Raw genomic sequence first — 16,102 nt, 5'->3', positions numbered from 1 at the left:
TCGAAACGCGCCGGGCGAGCACCGGCGCGTTTTTCGTCCTGCCTGCTGGCGCTTGCGATGACCCGGTGAAAGCGCCTCTGATATGCTAGAAAATTCATCATTCTGGAGGTACTTCCTTTGCGAGTCGGCATGATCGGCACGGGCGCGATTTCTCATAAACACGCGCAGGCTTACAAGAACATCGGATACCGGATCACTGTCTGTACGGACGTGTTTCCGGAGGCAGGTCAACGCTTTGCCCAGCAGTACGGCTGCGAGTTCGTGCCCACTTACGAAGAGGTCTGCAGCCATCCCGACGTGGATTACGTCGACGTCTGCACCTTCCCCGACTTCCGCCTGCAGCCCATCGAGATCGCGGCCAAGAACGGCAAGGCGATCCAGGTACAGAAGCCGATTTCAACCAACGTCGAGACCGCCCGCAAGATGATCGAGACGGCCAAGGCCGGCGGCGTCGTGCTCGGCGTGGTCAGCCAGCACCGCTTCGACGACTCCACCATCTTCGTGAAGAAGGCTATCGAAGACGGCCGCCTGGGCAAGATCCTGCAGGCCGACGCGTATGTGAAGTGGTGGCGCAGCGAAGCTTACTATTCCCGCTCGATCAAGGGCAGTTGGGCCGTGGAAGGCGGCGGGGCGCTGATCAACCAGGCCGTCCACCAGGTGGACGTGCTGGGTTACCTCGTCGGCGGCGTGGCCGAACTCTACGGGCAGTGGCAACTCGCCGCGCGTCACAAGATCGAAAGTGAAGACGTCATCAACGCTCTGCTGAAGTATAAGAGCGGCGCGACCGGCGTCATCCAGGCGTCCACCGCCTTCTGGCCCGGCTACTCCGAGCGCATCGAGATCCACGGCACCAAGGGCACCTGCATCTTCACGGGCGACAAGCTCACCACGTGGGATGTGGACGGCGACTCGGGCGATCCGGCTCCGGTGGAGAAGGAAGTCATGAGCGGCTCGTCCGACCCCATGGCCATCCCGCTGACGCCGTTCGAACGCCAGTTCCTCGATTTCGGCAATGCGGTGAAGAACAACACGACGCCGCTGGTCTCCGGCGAAGAAGGCCTGAAGGCACTGGAAATCGTGGAAGGTGTCTACCAGAGCTGCCGCAGCGGCCTGCCGGTGAAGTTCTAGCAACATGAGTTGGACCGAAGTACGTGTTCCGGCGACGAGCGCCAACCTGGGGCCGGGCTTTGACGCCCTGGGCATGGCGCTCAGCATCTATCTCGAGTGCCGTTTCCGGCGGTCGGAGAAGCTGATCATCACCCCCTCGGGCCGTGATGCAAACATGATCTCGCCCGGCCCGGAGAATCTCATTTGGCAGACCGCACTGCAGGTGAGCGAGCATACGGGACGCCCGATGCCCATGATCGAGCTGCAGGTGAACAACGACATCCCCATCGGCAAGGGCCTCGGCTCGTCCGCGGCCGCGCTAGTGGCGGGCGTCGTCATCGCCGACGAGGTGCTGGGCCTGGGCTGGGATCGTCACAAGATCCTGGATGAAGCGGCGCGTATCGAAGGACACCCGGATAACGTGGCGGCCGCGGCACTGGGCTCCATCGTCGCCAGCGCCATCGACACGGACGGCATCACGCGCGCCGTGCGCATGCAGCTGCCGGCCCGCTACGGCATCGCCATCATCGTGCCGGACTTCATCCTGCCCACCTCGGAAGCGCGCGCCGTGCTGCCGCAAAGCTACTCACGCGCCGATGCGGTCTTCAACATCCAGCGCTCGGCCCTGCTGATCGCGGCCATGCTGACGCAGACCACCGACGCGTTCCACGAAGCGCTGATGGACCGCCTGCACCAGCCCTACCGGGCGCGCCTCGTGCCCGGCCTCAGCGAGATGCTGGAGCTGCGCGTGGAGGGCCTGCTGGGCTGCGCGCTGTCGGGCGCGGGTCCCAGCGTCCTGGTGTTCTATGAGCGCGGTCACGAGGAAGTCTGCGAACAGATGCGCGGCATCTTCCAGAAGCACGGCCACGGCAGCGAGATCCTATGGGCGCACATCCCGGATCACGGTTACGATCTGCTGCAGGGCCTGTAATCGAGCACTACAATAGGATTGCCATGGCGAAGACAAAGTCCGTCGCGTTTGAAGTGGATTGCCCCTGCTGCGGAGCCACGCTGAAGATCGATCCCGAAGTGAAGGCCGTTCTCAGCCACAAGGCCAAGCCCGCGGCCCGTACCCTGGACGACATCAGCACCGGTATCGCCAAGCTGAAGGACGCCGAGCAACAGCGCGAGGACGCGTTCCAGAAATCGTTCCAGGCTGTGAAGTCGAACAAGGACGTGCTGTCCCGCAAATTCGACGAACTGCTGAAGCAGGCCAAGGAAGAGGATCCCACCAAACCGCCGCCGAAGCCGTTCGACCTCGACTAGTTCACCGTCGACACTTCCAACAGGACGATGGCGACGTCAGTCACCTTATCCAGGTCGATGCCCGTCTCGTCCTCGGCGTCGTAGATCTCGAGCTTCTTCGTACCCGCCGGCGTGATTAGTGTGGCCGACTTGTACTTGCCCAGCAGGTGCACGGTGATGTTCTCCACCGGGTAGTCGGAGTAGTTCACCAGATGCAGGGCCAGCTTGCCGCTGGTGGGGTCGCCTTTCAGATTCGACAGCATGCTGGGCGCGCCGAACAGCCGCGCCGCGAAGTTCCGCCGCCCGATCACGCCATTGATCTCGCGCCAGATCTCCTCCATCTGCTTCAGTGAAGTCTCGGGAAACGTGATGGAGTCGCCTTCCGGGATCGCCATCTTCCACGCCGGAGGGCCGCTCAACACCGTCGCGCCCTTGCGAGCCACGCCGCGCACGGCATCCTTCTGCTCCTGCGAGAGCGCCGACGGATCGATATTCAGCAGCAGCCGCACGTCCTTCGGCGCGGCCACGGGCAGGCGTTCCGGAGTCACGACCCGCGCCGGAATGTGCTTCGCCGCGATCATGTCCAGGATGCTGCCCGACATCAGCGCGCCCGACGAGGCGTCCTGCAGGACCGCCAGCCCGCTGAAGTCCGGCCACGTGGCAATGTCTTTGTGATCTTCATAGAACTTCAGCACTGCGTTGATCCGCCTCCAACCGGCCACGGCCTTCTCGTCGCCTTTGCGCAGCAGGTCCCAGTAGCCGGGATCCAGCGCCACCACCCAGCGCGCGCCGGCCATGGCGGCGTCCGCAACCGCCTGGATATAGCGCTCCGCGCCCAGAATGGTCTTCTCCGGCGGAGTATTCGCCAGCCACAGCGCCGTCGCCGGCGGAGTCACTGACCGCGTGAACCGCAGGAAGCCCGAATTCGTATCGACCCACGGAGAACTGCTGGGCCGCGCCTGCACGGCGCCCTTCTCCTCGGCCCGCACGCCGGGCCACACGCCCTGGGTCGTCCCCAACACTTCGCCTGGATGCTCGATGGGCATCTTGGCGCGAGCCGTCAACGTGAAGAGCGCAGCCCCGCCGGGCGCCTCGAAAACAGCCAGCGAGGCTCCGTCCTGCTTCGTCGCCAGCACGGTAATGCCCTGCCCCTTGGCTGCCGCAGCGAACTCGCTCTTCCACACGGCGGAGTCCACCAGCAGGCAGTTGATGGGCGACTGCTTCAACAGCGATAGCGATTCGACATCCGCCGACGGCCAGCGGGCCGGGACGCAGGCGGACAACTGCACAGCCAACAGCAGGGAAGTAGTGATCAAAGCCAGCCGGTGCTCCTGATTCCATTGTGCCAGCGCGGCGCCGGCTCGTGACTGAAATGTCAATCGGAATATACTAAGGGTGCATGAGTCTGTACTTCGCCGCCGGCTCGGAGACCACGGAATTCACCTCCGCCGAGCTCAAAACCGCCCTCTACCAGGCCCTCGACGCCCTGGGCCCCCGCAAGAGAGTCCTCTGCCTGCCGCCCGACATCACGCGCTTCCACTCGCGCGCCGGTGAACTCACGCGGCTCGCCTGGGAGTATTACGGCGACAGCCTGGCCGCCGTCCTGCCCGCCCTCGGCACGCATACGGCCATGACCGAGGCCGAGATCGGCCATATGTTCGGCGACATGCCCGTGTCGCTGTTCAAGGTGCACGACTGGCGCAACGGCATCACGACGCTCGGCGAAGTGCCCGCGTCCTTCATCCGCGAAGTTTCGGAAGGCGCGCTCGACTTCACCTGGCCCGCCCAGGTGGCCAACCTCGTCGCCGAAGGCGGCTTCGACCTCATCCTGTCGCTGGGGCAGGTGGTCCCCCACGAAGTCATCGGCATGGCGAACTACAACAAGAACGTGTTCGTCGGCACCGGAGGCAGCGAGGGCATCAACAAAAGCCATTTCCTCGGCGCAGTGTACGGCATGGAACGCATCATGGGCCGCGCCGACACGCCCGTCCGCCGCGTCCTGAACTACGCCTCCGACCATTTCGCCCAGCACCTGCCCATCGTCTATGTACAGACCGTGGTCGGCAAGAACAACGCCGGCCAGCTCGCCCTGCGCGGCCTCTACGTCGGCGATGACGTGGAGTGTTTCGAGAAGGCCTCCGCCCTCAGCCTGAAGGTCAACTTCGTGATGATGGAGCGCGAGATCAAAAAGGCCGTGGTCTTCCTGGATCCCAGCGAATTCCGCAGCACCTGGCTCGGCAACAAGAGCGTCTACCGCACCCGCATGGCCCTGGCCGATGGCGGCGACCTGATCGTGCTCGCCCCGGGCGTGAAGGAGTTTGGCGAGGACCCCACCATCGACAAGCTCATCCGCAAGTACGGCTACCGCAACACGCCGGACGTGCTTGAAGCGGTGAAGAACAACCCGGACCTTGCCGGCAATCTCAGCGCCGCCGCCCACCTGATCCACGGCACGTCCGAGGGCCGCTTCCGCATCACCTACTGCCCCGGCTACCTGACCCGCGAAGAGGTGGAGAGCGTCCACTACCAGTACGGCAATCTGGCCGAGATGACGCAGAAGTACAATCCGGAGAGCCTGCAGGACGGCTTCAACGACGTCGACGGCGAGGAGATCTTCTACATCTCCAATCCGGCGCTGGGCTTGTGGGCCTATCGTGGCCGCTTCCAGTAAGCTCCGCTACGCGGGCACCTGATCGTTCAACCGGGCGAGATCGAGTTCCATCTCGCCCTCACTACCCGCCCGGAACGACTGCGCAAACCGCATATTCCATTTCACTTCCTCCGTCAGGTAGCTGCGCCGCGCATGCACCGACTGGCTGAAGGTGTCGTCAAACGCTTTGATCATCACCAGAAACTCAGCCTGCAGGCGCTGCAGGTCCTCCGGCGTCCGGCCCCACAACGGACTGTCCATCGTGATGGGGTGCACCACGGTCCACACCAAAGGCAGAAACAGGACCCCCGGCCGTTCCAGGTTCAGCGGAGCGTAGCGCCGCTTCAACTCGCCGTCCACGTTCTCGACAGTCATCAGCAGGATGCGCGCCTCCAACTCCAACAGGACATTGGGACGCCGGTTCGCCACCCGGAACATCAATGCCTGCCCGTCCTGAAATGGAGCGATCACCGCATTCTCGCTGAATGCCATGTGAGCCGAGGGCCGCGAAAATCGGGCGAAAATCAAGCCGGTTGCAATCGCCAGGCTCAGGATGCCTGACATCGCTTCCACGGCCGCCACCGAACTGGCCATCAGGCTGTTCGGCGCGATGTGGCCGTAGCCCACCGTGGTAAACGTCTGAATACTGAAGAAGAAGGCGCTGGCAAACGACTGCAGTGGCGTATTGTGCGGCGCGCCCGAGAGGTTCTCCACCCCCACCAGGTAGTAGGCGATCGCGAATAACAACTCGATGCCCAGGTAGATGAGGGGCACCTGCACCAGAAACGCCGGCCAGCTCAGGTTCATGAAGTACAGAAAGTACCCGGCGTCGCGCAGATGGCCGCCCACCCGCCGGACGTTGAACGATCCGTCTTCATCGATGATCCGCCGGAGCCGTCCCGAAAAACGCTCTGTTATGCCTGGATCGAAAGCTATCTTCGCCATATGTGTTCGATGCGCTACTCTACTCCCGAGATGATCCCACACAGCGGACTCACGCCCGCGGAACTGCGAGCCCTGCGCGCCCTGAAGAAGCCCGAGCAACTGCAGCGCTTTCTCGACGAAGAGATCGCCTACAACACTGAGCCGGATGGGCCCTCGTGCTTCTCACCACGCATGGTGCTGCGCCACAGCCGCGGCCACTGCATGGAAGGCGCCCTGCTGGCCGCCGCCGCCCTGCGCGTGAACGGCCACCGCGCGCTGCTGCTGGACCTGGAAGCGATCCGTGACGACGACCACGTCCTGGCCCTGTTCCAGGTGGACGGCTGCTGGGGCTCCGTGGCCAAGTCCAACTATTCCGGCCTGCGCTACCGCGAGCCCGTCTACCGCACACTGCGCGAGCTCGTGCTCTCCTACTTCCCGCACTACTTCAACCTGCAGGGCGAACGGACGCTGCGCGCCTACTCCACCCGCCCCATCGACCTCGCCCGTTTCGACAACCGCCAATGGATGGCCGACGAGGAGCCCGTCTGGTACATCGCCGAACACCTCTGCTGGGTGCCGCACACCAAAGTGGTTACACCCAAACAGGTCCGCCGCCTCACCCGCATGGATCAACGCCTGTTCGAGGCCGGCCTGGTCGGCAGCATCCAGCACTGATTCGAAGCCATCCGGACCTGTGGGCGGCCCTTCACCCAAATTCCAAGGTAGGAGGAGGCTGCTCCAACCCCACCACGCCCACCGTGATCTCGGCCTTGAAATAGTTCTCCCCCCGCATCGGGTGTCCCGCCAAACGGCGCAGGATGGCAAGCTGCCCCGTATGCGTCAAGGCGTCCGCCACCGGCCCCTGGAACAGCCGCTCCTCCGTGGCATGCACCTGCGCTCCACTGGCGAGGTAGCTGTCGAACTTCCCGAGTGCCGCGAAAAAGCGCTCGACCTCGCGGGGCCAGGGCAGCGGCGCGGAGTTCCGCCACACCGGAGCACCGCTCGCCATCGCGTACGCCCAATCCAGCAGGTCGCCCATATGAGCCAGGATCTCCACCGGAGACCGGCTGCCCGGGTACGCCCGGTATTCCGCCGCCTCCGCGGGCAAGTCCCTGACCGCCTTCCCTGCCCTGTATGCCAGTGTGGCCAGTGCGTGTCTCAGCAGACTCATGCGCGATCCTTTCGCAGCGGCAGACGCATCTCGTTGGTCGCCTGGAAGCCTAACGACTCATACAACGGCCGCCCCTCATTGCTGGCATGCAGCGAGACAATGGCGAACCCGGCCTCGCGACACCAGTCCACAGCGACTCCCATCAGTTTCCGGGCCAAGCCTTGCCGGCGATGCTGCGGCTCCGTGTAGACGTTGATGATGAAAGCGCGTTCCGCCCGCGTGTCGTTCGGGCCCGGCTGGTACGGCAGTAACAGCACACCCGTTCCGGCGGCTGCTGCGCCGCTCTCATCCACCGCCACCCACGCTTTGTAAGTCCCGTTGCTCAGCGCGGCTGCGAAGAAAGGCTCGGATAGACCGCGAATGCGGGCCAACTCCGCTTCCGACTCGTAACCCATCTGACGGAACATCCCGATCCGGTGACGCAGCACCAGCTCCAGCTCGCTGGCGGCCACCGGCCTGATGGTGTACTCCATAACTCGTCTTTCTAACGGCCCAGCCGCTCACGCAGGGCGGCTACCCGTTCCTGATCGCGAAACCCCAGTTCTTCCGCCTTACCCAGCGCCAAGCGCGCCTTCTTCTTATCGCCCAGCGCGGCCTGCGCCTCAGCCACGGCCATCCAGGCATTGGGCGCTTCCGGTCTCACCAGTACGCCGATGTCCGCCATCGCCGCCGCCTCCAGGTACTTGTGGCTGGCCAGCAACTGGCGGCCCTCTTCCATGGAGCGGATGAATGCCCAGGCCAGCGCCTGCCGGGCCACGCGGCCATCGGGTTTCTCCGCCTGTTTCTTCCAACTGCCGACAATCGACTTCTGCGAACCCTCATCGCCGTTCGCCAGCTCGGCAGTCATGCGCGCAAACCGGTCGGCCGCCTTCCGCTCCTCTTTCGAGTCGGGCGGAGCCTGCGGACCCACCTGGCCCGACAGGAACTGCAATGCTTCATCGGCTCTCGCGGCAGGCAGCCACTCGTGGCCTCCGTCAAACTCGGCAAATCTCACAGGCCAACCGCGCTGGCCCAGGTCCAGCGCCATCGCGTACACCTCGTGGTAGTTGAAATCGTCGACGCCAGCCACGGCATAGATCGAAAAGGGCTTCTGCTTGGGGATGCCGCTGGGACCGAATGCCGCCGCGTTGGCGATGACGCCGTTCAGGCCCGCGGCCTGGGCCCACGACAGGGCCACGCGCGACCCTCCGGAAAGCCCGCAGGCGAACCGGCGCGTTTCATCGATGGAGTAGCGCCGCGGCAACTCCTCCCCCAACACCATAATCGCCTCGGCCGACACCGACATCGGGCCGTTGCGCGAGTTGTTGGAACCCACCACGATGAAGCCGTATTTCTCGGCCGCCGCGGCGAAACGCTCCACCGGCAGCTTGCCGCGCCCGCCCGGATCCAGACACACCAGCAGCGGCCACTTCCGCTCGGGCGTGTACTGGGAAGGCAGGTACAAGGCGTAACTGTGCCGGTCGTTGCCCACGACGCTCACGCGCTCGATCACCTGCCCCACGGGCGGAGTCTCCGCCGCGAAGGCCGCGGCAGCCAGAACCAATCCGGCCCAGACGCTAATTCCCAAACCCATCCGCCCAACTCTTCTTCTTGGGTTCAGTCTTGGTCGTCTCGGCGGGTTTGATCACTCCGCTCTTGCTCAGGTCGTCAATGACGAAGCGCACGGTCGCTTCCAGCAGCGCGGCTCGCGGAAAGGTGCTGCCCATCGACAGGGCGACGTTCAGGTGGTCGGAGTTCACGACGCCCAGGTACTTCGACTCCGGGATGATCTGGTCCAGCTTCAGAAGTTGGCTGTCGTTGTACTTATCCCACGCCGACAGCATCTTGAAAGTCTGCGCGGCGGTCTTCGGCACCGATTCCGCCGTGGTCACGGCGGCCAGCGAATAGGTGGGTACCATCGGGTGCGGATAGGAGGACAGGAAGCGCTGCCGCACATCTTTCTTGAGGCTCTTGAAGCCCTCGGCCAGGTTGCCCTGGCACTTGCCCTGCTTCACTTTCGACAGGTACGCGTCGAGCTGCATCGGCAACGAATCGGCCACGGGCGATCCGCCGGAGGCGCCCGCCGTGCTGATGAACGCCGCGACGTTCTCTTTCACGCCCGCCTCCTGTGCCAGCGCCACCTGCAGGTCGGGCGTGCCCTTCGAGTACCCCACCACGATGAACTTGCGCTTGTCGTCCTTCATCTTCTCCTGGATGAACGACGCGATCGCCTTGGCGTTCGCCTCACTGGAATCATTCGGAACGGACAGCAATTCCGTCGTCAGTCCGTACTTGTCTGTCAGCGCCTTGCGGCCCTTGTCGTAGGCCGGAGTATCGGCGACGCAGGTGTTCATGATGCCGGGCACAATCAGAATCCGGTAGTCCTTCGAGATCTCCCCCAGCTTCATATCGCTCTTGCCCGGCGTCTGCAGCCACTTCGCTGCACGGCCCCAGGTCCCCATCCGGGTTGTTCTGCGCCAGCACGGAGCAGAAGTAGTCGCTGAACTGCTCGGAAACGTCGCCGTTCTCCGGCTTCAGGTAGACCACCAGGACCCGCCCGTCGGTGGAACTCCTCGCCATGCGCGGTCTTGGCCTTCGTCACCGTATCCTTCGGCGTCACGTAGTCGAGCTTCACCACCTGGCCGCTCTGCTTCAGCGTTTCACCAATGTACTCGCGCTCCAGGTCGGTATCGGGATCGATCTTGTGGGTGATAATTGCCGTTGCGCTGGTCCTTGTCAAAAACCGATGTCGTGCGTGCCCGCGCCGACAAACAACGTCAGCCCGCCCACCTCGAACGGCGCCTTCCAGATGCGGAAATGATGGCGCGCCATGACCGTCTTGATCGGATCCGACATGGCGAAGCCGTAATCCTGCGCGCGCCCGAAGACCATGAGTTCGCTCATCGGCATGGTCAGGTAGGCCTGCTTGGACAACGTGCCCAGCGCGCCCCGCAGCAGCGTATCCTTCACGCTGCGATCCACCGTCACCCAGCCCACGGATTGCAGCGCCTGCTTCACCTGCTCCTCAGTGCCCAGCACCAGGAAATTGACGCGGTCGCCTTCGTTGCCGTCCTTGTCCACGACACGCCGCGGGATCTTGGCCAAGTCGGCATCCGTGACCGGCGGCAGCACTCCTTTGAACTCGGTTTCCGTATCCTTGGCCCGGCTGGTGACCTGGATCGTCACCTTATACTCGCCTTCCGCCGTCGAACTGCCGGAGTTCAGGCCGACAAACAGCCGCCCGGGGACCGGCATGCGGCTCTCGCGCCGGGCGCCTATGAAGAAGGGCCGCGCGGAATCGTCGGAACCAATGCGGCCGATGAGGGCGCCGCGGCCGGCGTCATTCACGGGCAGTACCCGAATGAGATCCTTCCAACCGCGGGCGAGCCCTTCGGGGTTGGAGCTCTGCGCCGCATCGGCATACTTCAGGGAGCCCTCGGCCTCAATCTTGACCATGTCGCCGGATTGCACGTCGATCCCCGTATCGACCCACGCTTGCTTGCCGTCGACGGTGATCTGCTTGACCGCCGGATCAGCGGCTAAACCCAACACCGGCAATGCGATCGCACAGATCCACAGGCTTAGAAAACAGCGCAATCCTTGGCCCTGGACTGCGTGTTGGCACACTCGCGCGGCGTACGGCATAATCCAGCCCCCTCATGCGCCAGATTACCGCAAATCCGGAGGCGCGGCGGAGTTCTACTCGCTGAGCACGCCGTAATACCGGGCCATCCAGTAAGGCAGGATGTAGTCGATCCCCGCACCTTCGATGGTCCCGTACAGGCCGCCGTAGAGTTGGAACGGGCTGCGCTGCCACAGGAAGTCCGTTGGCGGGCGCTCGGTCACCGGAATCACCTCGCAGGCGCGATTCTCGTCGCCGCCGCAACTGGGGTAGATGGGCCTCAGGTCCGTCCAGGTGTCGCGGCGTCCGCGCTGCAGCCACTGCTCCAGATACGTTCTGACATGCTCGTCCCGCTGCTCCGTCCGGCCGTTGATGGCCGTATCAATGATGTCGAAGAACGGATTGGCATGGTCGTCGGTCGTCTTGCGCAGGACATCGAAGCCGTTTTCATAGTTCTGCCGGATCCACCAACTGTCTCCACTGGTCAGCAGATTGTAGTAGTTGATGTGATCGAGGTTGAACTTGAAGTACGAGTTATAGGGATCCTGGACTTCCAGGGCGATGGGCACCACCGTGGTGTACCCCGCCAGATTCGCCAGCGACTTGTAGGCCGATTCGAACCGCTTCGGGTTGCACCGCCGACCCAGCTTCAGCAGGCTCAATTGCTGGTCCGGCCGGGCCAGGAACGTCGTCGAGATGTCCCCTTCCGGCATCCTCACCAGCCAGCCGTGATCCAGCAGATTGTTCAACATGCGGGTGGCCAGCATCGACACCCAATCGTGCACCAGTTGGTCGTCCACCAGATTCCAGGCCGCCGTGAGCCCAAAGAATACCCCGGAGTACTGATCGCGGGAGGTATTGCCCGCCCAAAGGTAGCTCTGGCCATCCACCACACCCGACCGGATGCCATGCGCGCTCTCTTCGCTCATGATGCCGGTTGCCCAGTCCGAGTCCGCCGGAACCGCGCACCGCGAGAGAACATCCACACCGGTCACATCCAGCAGCTTGCGGATGCCGTTCAACGCGTCCATCACGTTGGCCAGGGCTTCCGGCGACCGCGTCACATTCCAGCGATAGCTCTGGGCCGCCAGGTAGTGGCCGGTCCAGATCGCGGAGTCGCCGCATCGCGTGTATCCCACGATGTTCGTGCTGTCCGCCGCCTCGAAGACCGGATCCATCACCATCAGGTACGGCATGTGCCGATCCCGGATGTCCGCGTCAATTTTCAGCGCTTCCGGTTCGCCGGCGTACAGGCAGACTGCCGCCAGCAATCCAATCAGCAGCTTGTACATGAACTCGACCCTCCTCCGCACAGGCGCGCCAGTGCACGCCCTCTCCCGATTGGATGCGCGAACCGGCCTGGCAGGTTACGAGGGCCAGCAAATTGATGCACGGGGAAAAGCGAGGGAGCCGAGGTAGCGGCGGCTCCCCCAGTGCTGAGTTTCGCCCTCGGCGCTGCAAGACGGTGCGCCAAGTACGGAATCTCCAGGGCACGCGGGACAAATGTTGCGGAGGGAGAGCTCGCAGACGTGAACCAGCCGTGCCGGGAAGGCCGGGCAGGCCACTCATGGGCTGCCTCGGCGGTCCTAGTTCTTTTAGCGAAATTCAGCCGGATGAAGGGACATTTATTTCAGGCGATCTTGTACGGTTGGCCTGGGGCGATCCTGACTGGCTCCGGCAGCTTGACCGACCGCTTGGCCAGTTCCACCTCAGCCAGATCCAGGAACCCGTCTTCCACGTTAATCCTGAGCCCGGCCGAGCCCAGTTCAAAGGTGCCCCAGCCGCTGGCTGTCGACCAGAAGCACTTCAATTCCGTCAACTTATGCTGCGGCTTCAGGATCAGCTTCTTCTCCGGAGCGTGGTATACAAAGCCGGTCAAAGCGAGGATGCCGCTCCAGGCGGACATCGCCCGGGCGTAGTGGTGGCCGCACTCGGCTTCGTTCCACGGATTGCGCCGCTGGCCGTCGTAGCGCATGCGGACATTCACGAAACACTCCATGCCCTCGGCCGCCATCCCGGCGTAGATCAGGTGGGAAGCCGTCGCATGTTCCAGCCCCGTAAAGACCTCGCCGTAATACGGGAACGGGATATGCGGCCGCGTCCCTTTGCCGTAGTCGCACACCACCAGCCCGGCCTCGTCGTTGAGGATGTACGTGCGCTGCACGCACTCGTGATCGAACATCTCCCGCTTATAGTTGTACTGGTAGATCGACTTCAGGGTCTTCTCGATCATCGCCTCGCTGACCAACGGTCCCAGACCGCAGACCTCGGCCTGGTACTGCCCGATGAGCTGATCGACCAGACACCCATTCCCCATCTGGTATTCGGGGTTTTCCGTGTCCTCGCTGCCCATGTCGGAGATCAGGGCCTTCGCTACGGTCGACTTCTTCGTCCCCTGCACCTTCTGGATGAAGTATTCGCCGTTGAAAAGATTGGCTTCGATCCATTGCCGCCCGCGCTCATAGAGGCCGCGGCACTCCTTGGCAAACGCCGCATCGCCGGAAGCCTTAGCCAGTTCCTCCCCTGCCCTGAGGGCCCCCAGGTAGTAGATGCCGCACATCGGATTCGGCCCGTAGAACTCGACGTCGTACGTGTTGTGCTGCGCGCCCTCCATCACGCCGTCTTTGTTCGCGTCCCAGCCGCCCGGTACCCAGCAGAATTCAATGGACTTCTTCACCGCCGGATAGATCTTCTTCAACCACGCGCGGTCGCCCCACAGCCGCCAGTCCAGGTAGGCTTTCATGATTTGGCCCATCTGCCCGTCGGCCGCCGCCAGGCCCGATCGCGCGCCTTTGGTGGGCAGGGTCTCGCGGAAGTGGATCGCCCCGCGCTCGTCCATCATGTGGCCGAACACTGCATTGCGCAGGCTGCGCGCCAGCGTCGGATAAACCATCGCCGTGGTCGACTCGTAGTTCCAGACGTGGGTGCACGATCCGTGGCAGCACCCCTGCTTGTCGTTGACGCCCTCGAAGCCGTGGAATTCGCCGTCGGAGGTACGGAAACTGGTGGTCGTGGCCAGCGTCGAGATGTTGCTCATCGCGGCATCCTTCACCGCGCCGGGCAGCGTGGAATCGCGCATCGCCTGGACAAACGCCCGGGTCTTCTTCTCCAGCACCGGCAGGTTGGTCGCCAGATACTCCGCCGCCGACCAGGAGTCCTTGAACCGCGTCGAGTAGTAGTTGCCGATCAGCGTCTTCTCGTCGCCCTTGTCGGAGTGCCAGCCGCAGCGGCCCGGCGTCCGGTTGGGGAAGTGCCAGGCCAGGATGAAAGTGAAATCGGCGGAACCGCCGGCCGGGATCTCTTTGCGGATCGACACGGCGCCCACGGCGTTGCGCGGATCCGGTTCTTTCTCCAGGCGCCCTTTGGCGGAGAATTCGTCCCAGAACAGCATGGGGCTATTCCACCAGCGGCCCTTCGGCCAGCCGCGCCAGAAGCTGACTTCGCCGTCACCCAAAGCAGCCAGGGTGAAGTCGCCCTTGAGCTCGTGGTCACCCGCAAGCCCTGGATTCGACATCACTAAGCCGTGCAAGGCGCCGGAGGTCTTCTCTTCGTTGGTCCGCCCGTCGCCCTTATCCACCACATTGTCGATCGAGTAGCAGAGAGCCACTTTGGCCGGCACATTGGCCGGATTCGATACTTTGTAGCGCAGAATCGCTACGGGCAGGCCCGACTCATCCGCGTCGAGCGGAAAGATGGGCGTGAAGGCCTCCAGCGACAGCCGCACCGGCAGGCGGCGATCGCGGAAGTCGATGTGGGCCATGGGGTAAGAACCGGTGAAGACCGCTGTATCCATGCGCGGCATGCCGGGCATATTGTTGGACCCCAATCCACTCGATCCCTCGTACGGCGGCAGGTAGCGCGCCTCGGCGATCTTGGCGACGGGCTTGCGGTCACCCACCTGAGCCCAGATGGCGGGCAGTGCATAGTTGGGCGCGTTGCCTTTGTCGGGACGATTGAAGATCTCCCAGTCGCGCAGTTGGCCGCGGCCACCCAGCGAAATGGAACCAGCCGCGATGCCGCCCAGCGGGAAAGCGATCTGTTGCAGTTGGACGCCGGCGAACCTGCGAGGCCAGGGCACCCCGCCACTCGCGCCGGGCGGTGCGATCTGGGCGGATAGAGCGGCGGGGGTGGCGCTGGCGATCTTGAGGAACGAACGACGATCGGTCTGCATGCGCCCCACATTACCTCAAATTGCAGGGCTCCGGCAGGCGGCTAGAAATACTTGTCCCCGATACTGTCCAGGTTGGTCCCGCCCAACTGGTAAGTGGAGACGTTGTTGATCCCCAGCAGATTGTCGTCCAGATCGATGACCCAGATCGTATAGGACGGTTTGCGAATTGGGTTGTGGGTCAGGCCGAGCGCCAGCCGCCCGGTTCCGCCGCCCTCAAACCGCACCGGAGCGGTGCCCGTCGTCGTCGCATAGTTCGTGTTGGTATCGACAAACATCTGCTGCTCCATGGTGGAGGAGTGCAGGGTCACCGCGGCGTTTGTGGACCCCTTGTTCGAGACGTACGACGAGACAATCAGCGCGATGTGGACCTTATCGGTGGGCGCGTTGATGGTGGACCCCAGCACGCCCAGGGCATGGTCCATGCAGATCTCCAGGCCATACTTGACCCCGCCCACTGAGAAGCGGCCCACGATGTTGCCCGGCACGAAGACGATGTTGCCCTGCTCCCCTTCCACCTCCTTGTAGTTGCCGACCTTGTGATACTTGATTACCTGGTCGCCCAGGCACACATAAGCCACGTTCTGCGCGATCCGAGTCTCCATCACGTCCGCCTTGTCCAGCATCTTGGCGGGGGTGGTGGTGAAGGCGGAATTGTTCTGGAAAGCCCAGCCCTTGGCCTGGGTCTCGGTCCCGAACGGGGCGGCGTTCTGGATCCTGGTTTTCGCCTTGGCCACGCGGTTGGCGTTGACCGCATGTTTCTCCTGGTCCATACCGCTGGGCGTCACGGTCTTCGTGGTCGTGTACGCCTTCTTCGTCCACAGCACGGTGCCGGGAATGATCAGGAACTTGGGGTACTGCTTGGCCAGCGCCACCAGCCGGTGGAGCACCCACTGCTTAATGTTCTGGGAAAAGAAACGGTCATTCACCTCCCTTTGCTTGGAAAAGTAGTACTCCGGCGCGAGGAATACTGCCTGCCAGGACATGACGGGGTGAGCCTGCAGGGACTGCTGGATGTCCCTGTACGAGTCCGCAACGGCCTGTTCCAGGCGTTCCATCTTCGTCTTGGCTTTGTCGAGCCCGTCCAACATCTGCGTCTCGGGGACCTCCGTGTCCTCCGTGACGATCGCTGCAAATAGCCTCATGCGTCCTCCAAATTAGCGGTTTATTCGGGACCGATTGAAGCGAGATTTACCCGGTTATGGAAACTGTACATCCAACTGAGGATTCGGACAA

At 63.4% G+C, this 16,102-nt stretch carries 16 protein-coding genes; 5 read left to right on the top strand and 11 right to left on the bottom strand.

The window, feature by feature from the left end:
* Positions 1 to 117: 117 nt before the first annotated feature.
* Genes IRI77_RS04535 through IRI77_RS04525 form a run of 3 tightly spaced genes read left to right on the top strand, consistent with a single transcriptional unit; the run spans position 118 to position 2,373 of the window.
* Entirely contained in the window at positions 118 to 1,128 is a 1,011-nt protein-coding gene (locus tag IRI77_RS04535; RefSeq protein WP_194450892.1) for a Gfo/Idh/MocA family protein, read from the top strand.
* 4 nt (positions 1,129 to 1,132) lie between these two features.
* Positions 1,133 to 2,038 (top strand): homoserine kinase, encoded by a 906-nt coding sequence (gene thrB, locus IRI77_RS04530; RefSeq protein WP_194450891.1) that lies wholly within the window; start codon positions 1,133 to 1,135, stop codon positions 2,036 to 2,038.
* A 23-nt stretch (positions 2,039 to 2,061) separates the two neighbouring features.
* Complete coding sequence (locus IRI77_RS04525; protein ID WP_194450890.1) at positions 2,062 to 2,373, top strand: hypothetical protein; 312 nt, start codon at positions 2,062 to 2,064, stop codon at positions 2,371 to 2,373.
* On the opposite strand, the gene IRI77_RS04520 is transcribed toward IRI77_RS04525, so the two are convergent.
* Positions 2,370 to 3,731, bottom strand: coding sequence for a hypothetical protein (locus tag IRI77_RS04520; protein WP_194450889.1), 1,362 nt, complete (start codon positions 3,729 to 3,731; stop codon positions 2,370 to 2,372). The two genes, IRI77_RS04525 and IRI77_RS04520, sit on opposite strands and share 4 nt — an antisense overlap.
* Positions 3,732 to 3,751: 20 nt before the next feature.
* Between IRI77_RS04520 and IRI77_RS04515 the strand changes: the two genes are divergently transcribed.
* Positions 3,752 to 5,023: a lactate racemase domain-containing protein gene (locus tag IRI77_RS04515; RefSeq protein WP_194450888.1), complete on the top strand. Its 1,272-nt coding sequence runs from the start codon at positions 3,752 to 3,754 to the stop codon at positions 5,021 to 5,023.
* Positions 5,024 to 5,029: 6 nt separating this feature from the next.
* Here the strand turns inward: IRI77_RS04515 and IRI77_RS04510 are convergent, their stop codons facing one another.
* Positions 5,030 to 5,947, bottom strand: a complete 918-nt coding sequence (locus tag IRI77_RS04510) for an ion channel (protein ID WP_194450887.1) — start codon at positions 5,945 to 5,947, stop codon at positions 5,030 to 5,032.
* A 9-nt stretch (positions 5,948 to 5,956) separates the two neighbouring features.
* Between IRI77_RS04510 and IRI77_RS04505 the strand changes: the two genes are divergently transcribed.
* On the top strand, positions 5,957 to 6,601 hold the full coding sequence (locus tag IRI77_RS04505; RefSeq protein WP_228486599.1) for a hypothetical protein: 645 nt from the start codon (positions 5,957 to 5,959) through the stop codon (positions 6,599 to 6,601).
* 31 nt (positions 6,602 to 6,632) lie between these two features.
* Here IRI77_RS04505 and IRI77_RS04500 read toward each other — a convergent pair whose 3' ends face one another.
* From IRI77_RS04500 to IRI77_RS04460, 9 genes are all read right to left on the bottom strand, one after another.
* On the bottom strand, positions 6,633 to 7,097 hold the full coding sequence (locus tag IRI77_RS04500; protein WP_194450886.1) for a hypothetical protein: 465 nt from the start codon (positions 7,095 to 7,097) through the stop codon (positions 6,633 to 6,635).
* Entirely contained in the window at positions 7,094 to 7,570 is a 477-nt protein-coding gene (locus IRI77_RS04495; RefSeq protein ID WP_194450885.1) for a GNAT family N-acetyltransferase, read from the bottom strand. The genes IRI77_RS04500 and IRI77_RS04495 overlap by 4 nt, the downstream gene beginning before the upstream one ends.
* Positions 7,571 to 7,581: 11 nt before the next feature.
* Positions 7,582 to 8,670 carry a hypothetical protein gene (locus tag IRI77_RS04490; protein ID WP_194450884.1) on the bottom strand — a complete coding sequence of 363 codons (1,089 nt, stop codon included), beginning with the start codon at positions 8,668 to 8,670 and terminating at the stop codon, positions 7,582 to 7,584.
* Positions 8,654 to 9,538, bottom strand: a complete 885-nt coding sequence (locus IRI77_RS04485; RefSeq protein ID WP_194453945.1) for a lipase family protein — start codon at positions 9,536 to 9,538, stop codon at positions 8,654 to 8,656. Before IRI77_RS04485 ends, IRI77_RS04490 begins: the two co-directional genes overlap by 17 nt.
* Positions 9,481 to 9,816 carry an LssY C-terminal domain-containing protein gene (locus IRI77_RS38555; RefSeq protein ID WP_194450883.1) on the bottom strand — a complete coding sequence of 112 codons (336 nt, stop codon included), beginning with the start codon at positions 9,814 to 9,816 and terminating at the stop codon, positions 9,481 to 9,483. Before IRI77_RS38555 ends, IRI77_RS04485 begins: the two co-directional genes overlap by 58 nt.
* A complete protein-coding gene (locus IRI77_RS38300; protein ID WP_194450882.1) occupies positions 9,813 to 10,673 on the bottom strand; it encodes an LssY C-terminal domain-containing protein in 861 nt (286 codons plus the stop codon). Before IRI77_RS38300 ends, IRI77_RS38555 begins: the two co-directional genes overlap by 4 nt.
* A gap of 102 nt (positions 10,674 to 10,775) precedes the next feature.
* Positions 10,776 to 11,990 (bottom strand): hypothetical protein, encoded by a 1,215-nt coding sequence (locus IRI77_RS04470; RefSeq protein WP_194450881.1) that lies wholly within the window; start codon positions 11,988 to 11,990, stop codon positions 10,776 to 10,778.
* Between the two features lie 338 nt (positions 11,991 to 12,328).
* A complete protein-coding gene (locus tag IRI77_RS04465; RefSeq protein ID WP_194450880.1) occupies positions 12,329 to 14,869 on the bottom strand; it encodes a GH116 family glycosyl-hydrolase in 2,541 nt (846 codons plus the stop codon).
* A gap of 41 nt (positions 14,870 to 14,910) precedes the next feature.
* Positions 14,911 to 16,011, bottom strand: a complete 1,101-nt coding sequence (locus tag IRI77_RS04460; protein WP_194450879.1) for a hypothetical protein — start codon at positions 16,009 to 16,011, stop codon at positions 14,911 to 14,913.
* Positions 16,012 to 16,102 lie beyond the last annotated feature (91 nt).

This window comes from Paludibaculum fermentans, from assembly GCF_015277775.1.
GTDB classification, from domain to species: Bacteria; Acidobacteriota; Terriglobia; order Bryobacterales; family Bryobacteraceae; genus Paludibaculum; species Paludibaculum fermentans.
The sequence above is the reverse complement of the archived record's forward strand: the minus strand, read 5'-3'. Positions and strand labels throughout refer to the sequence as shown.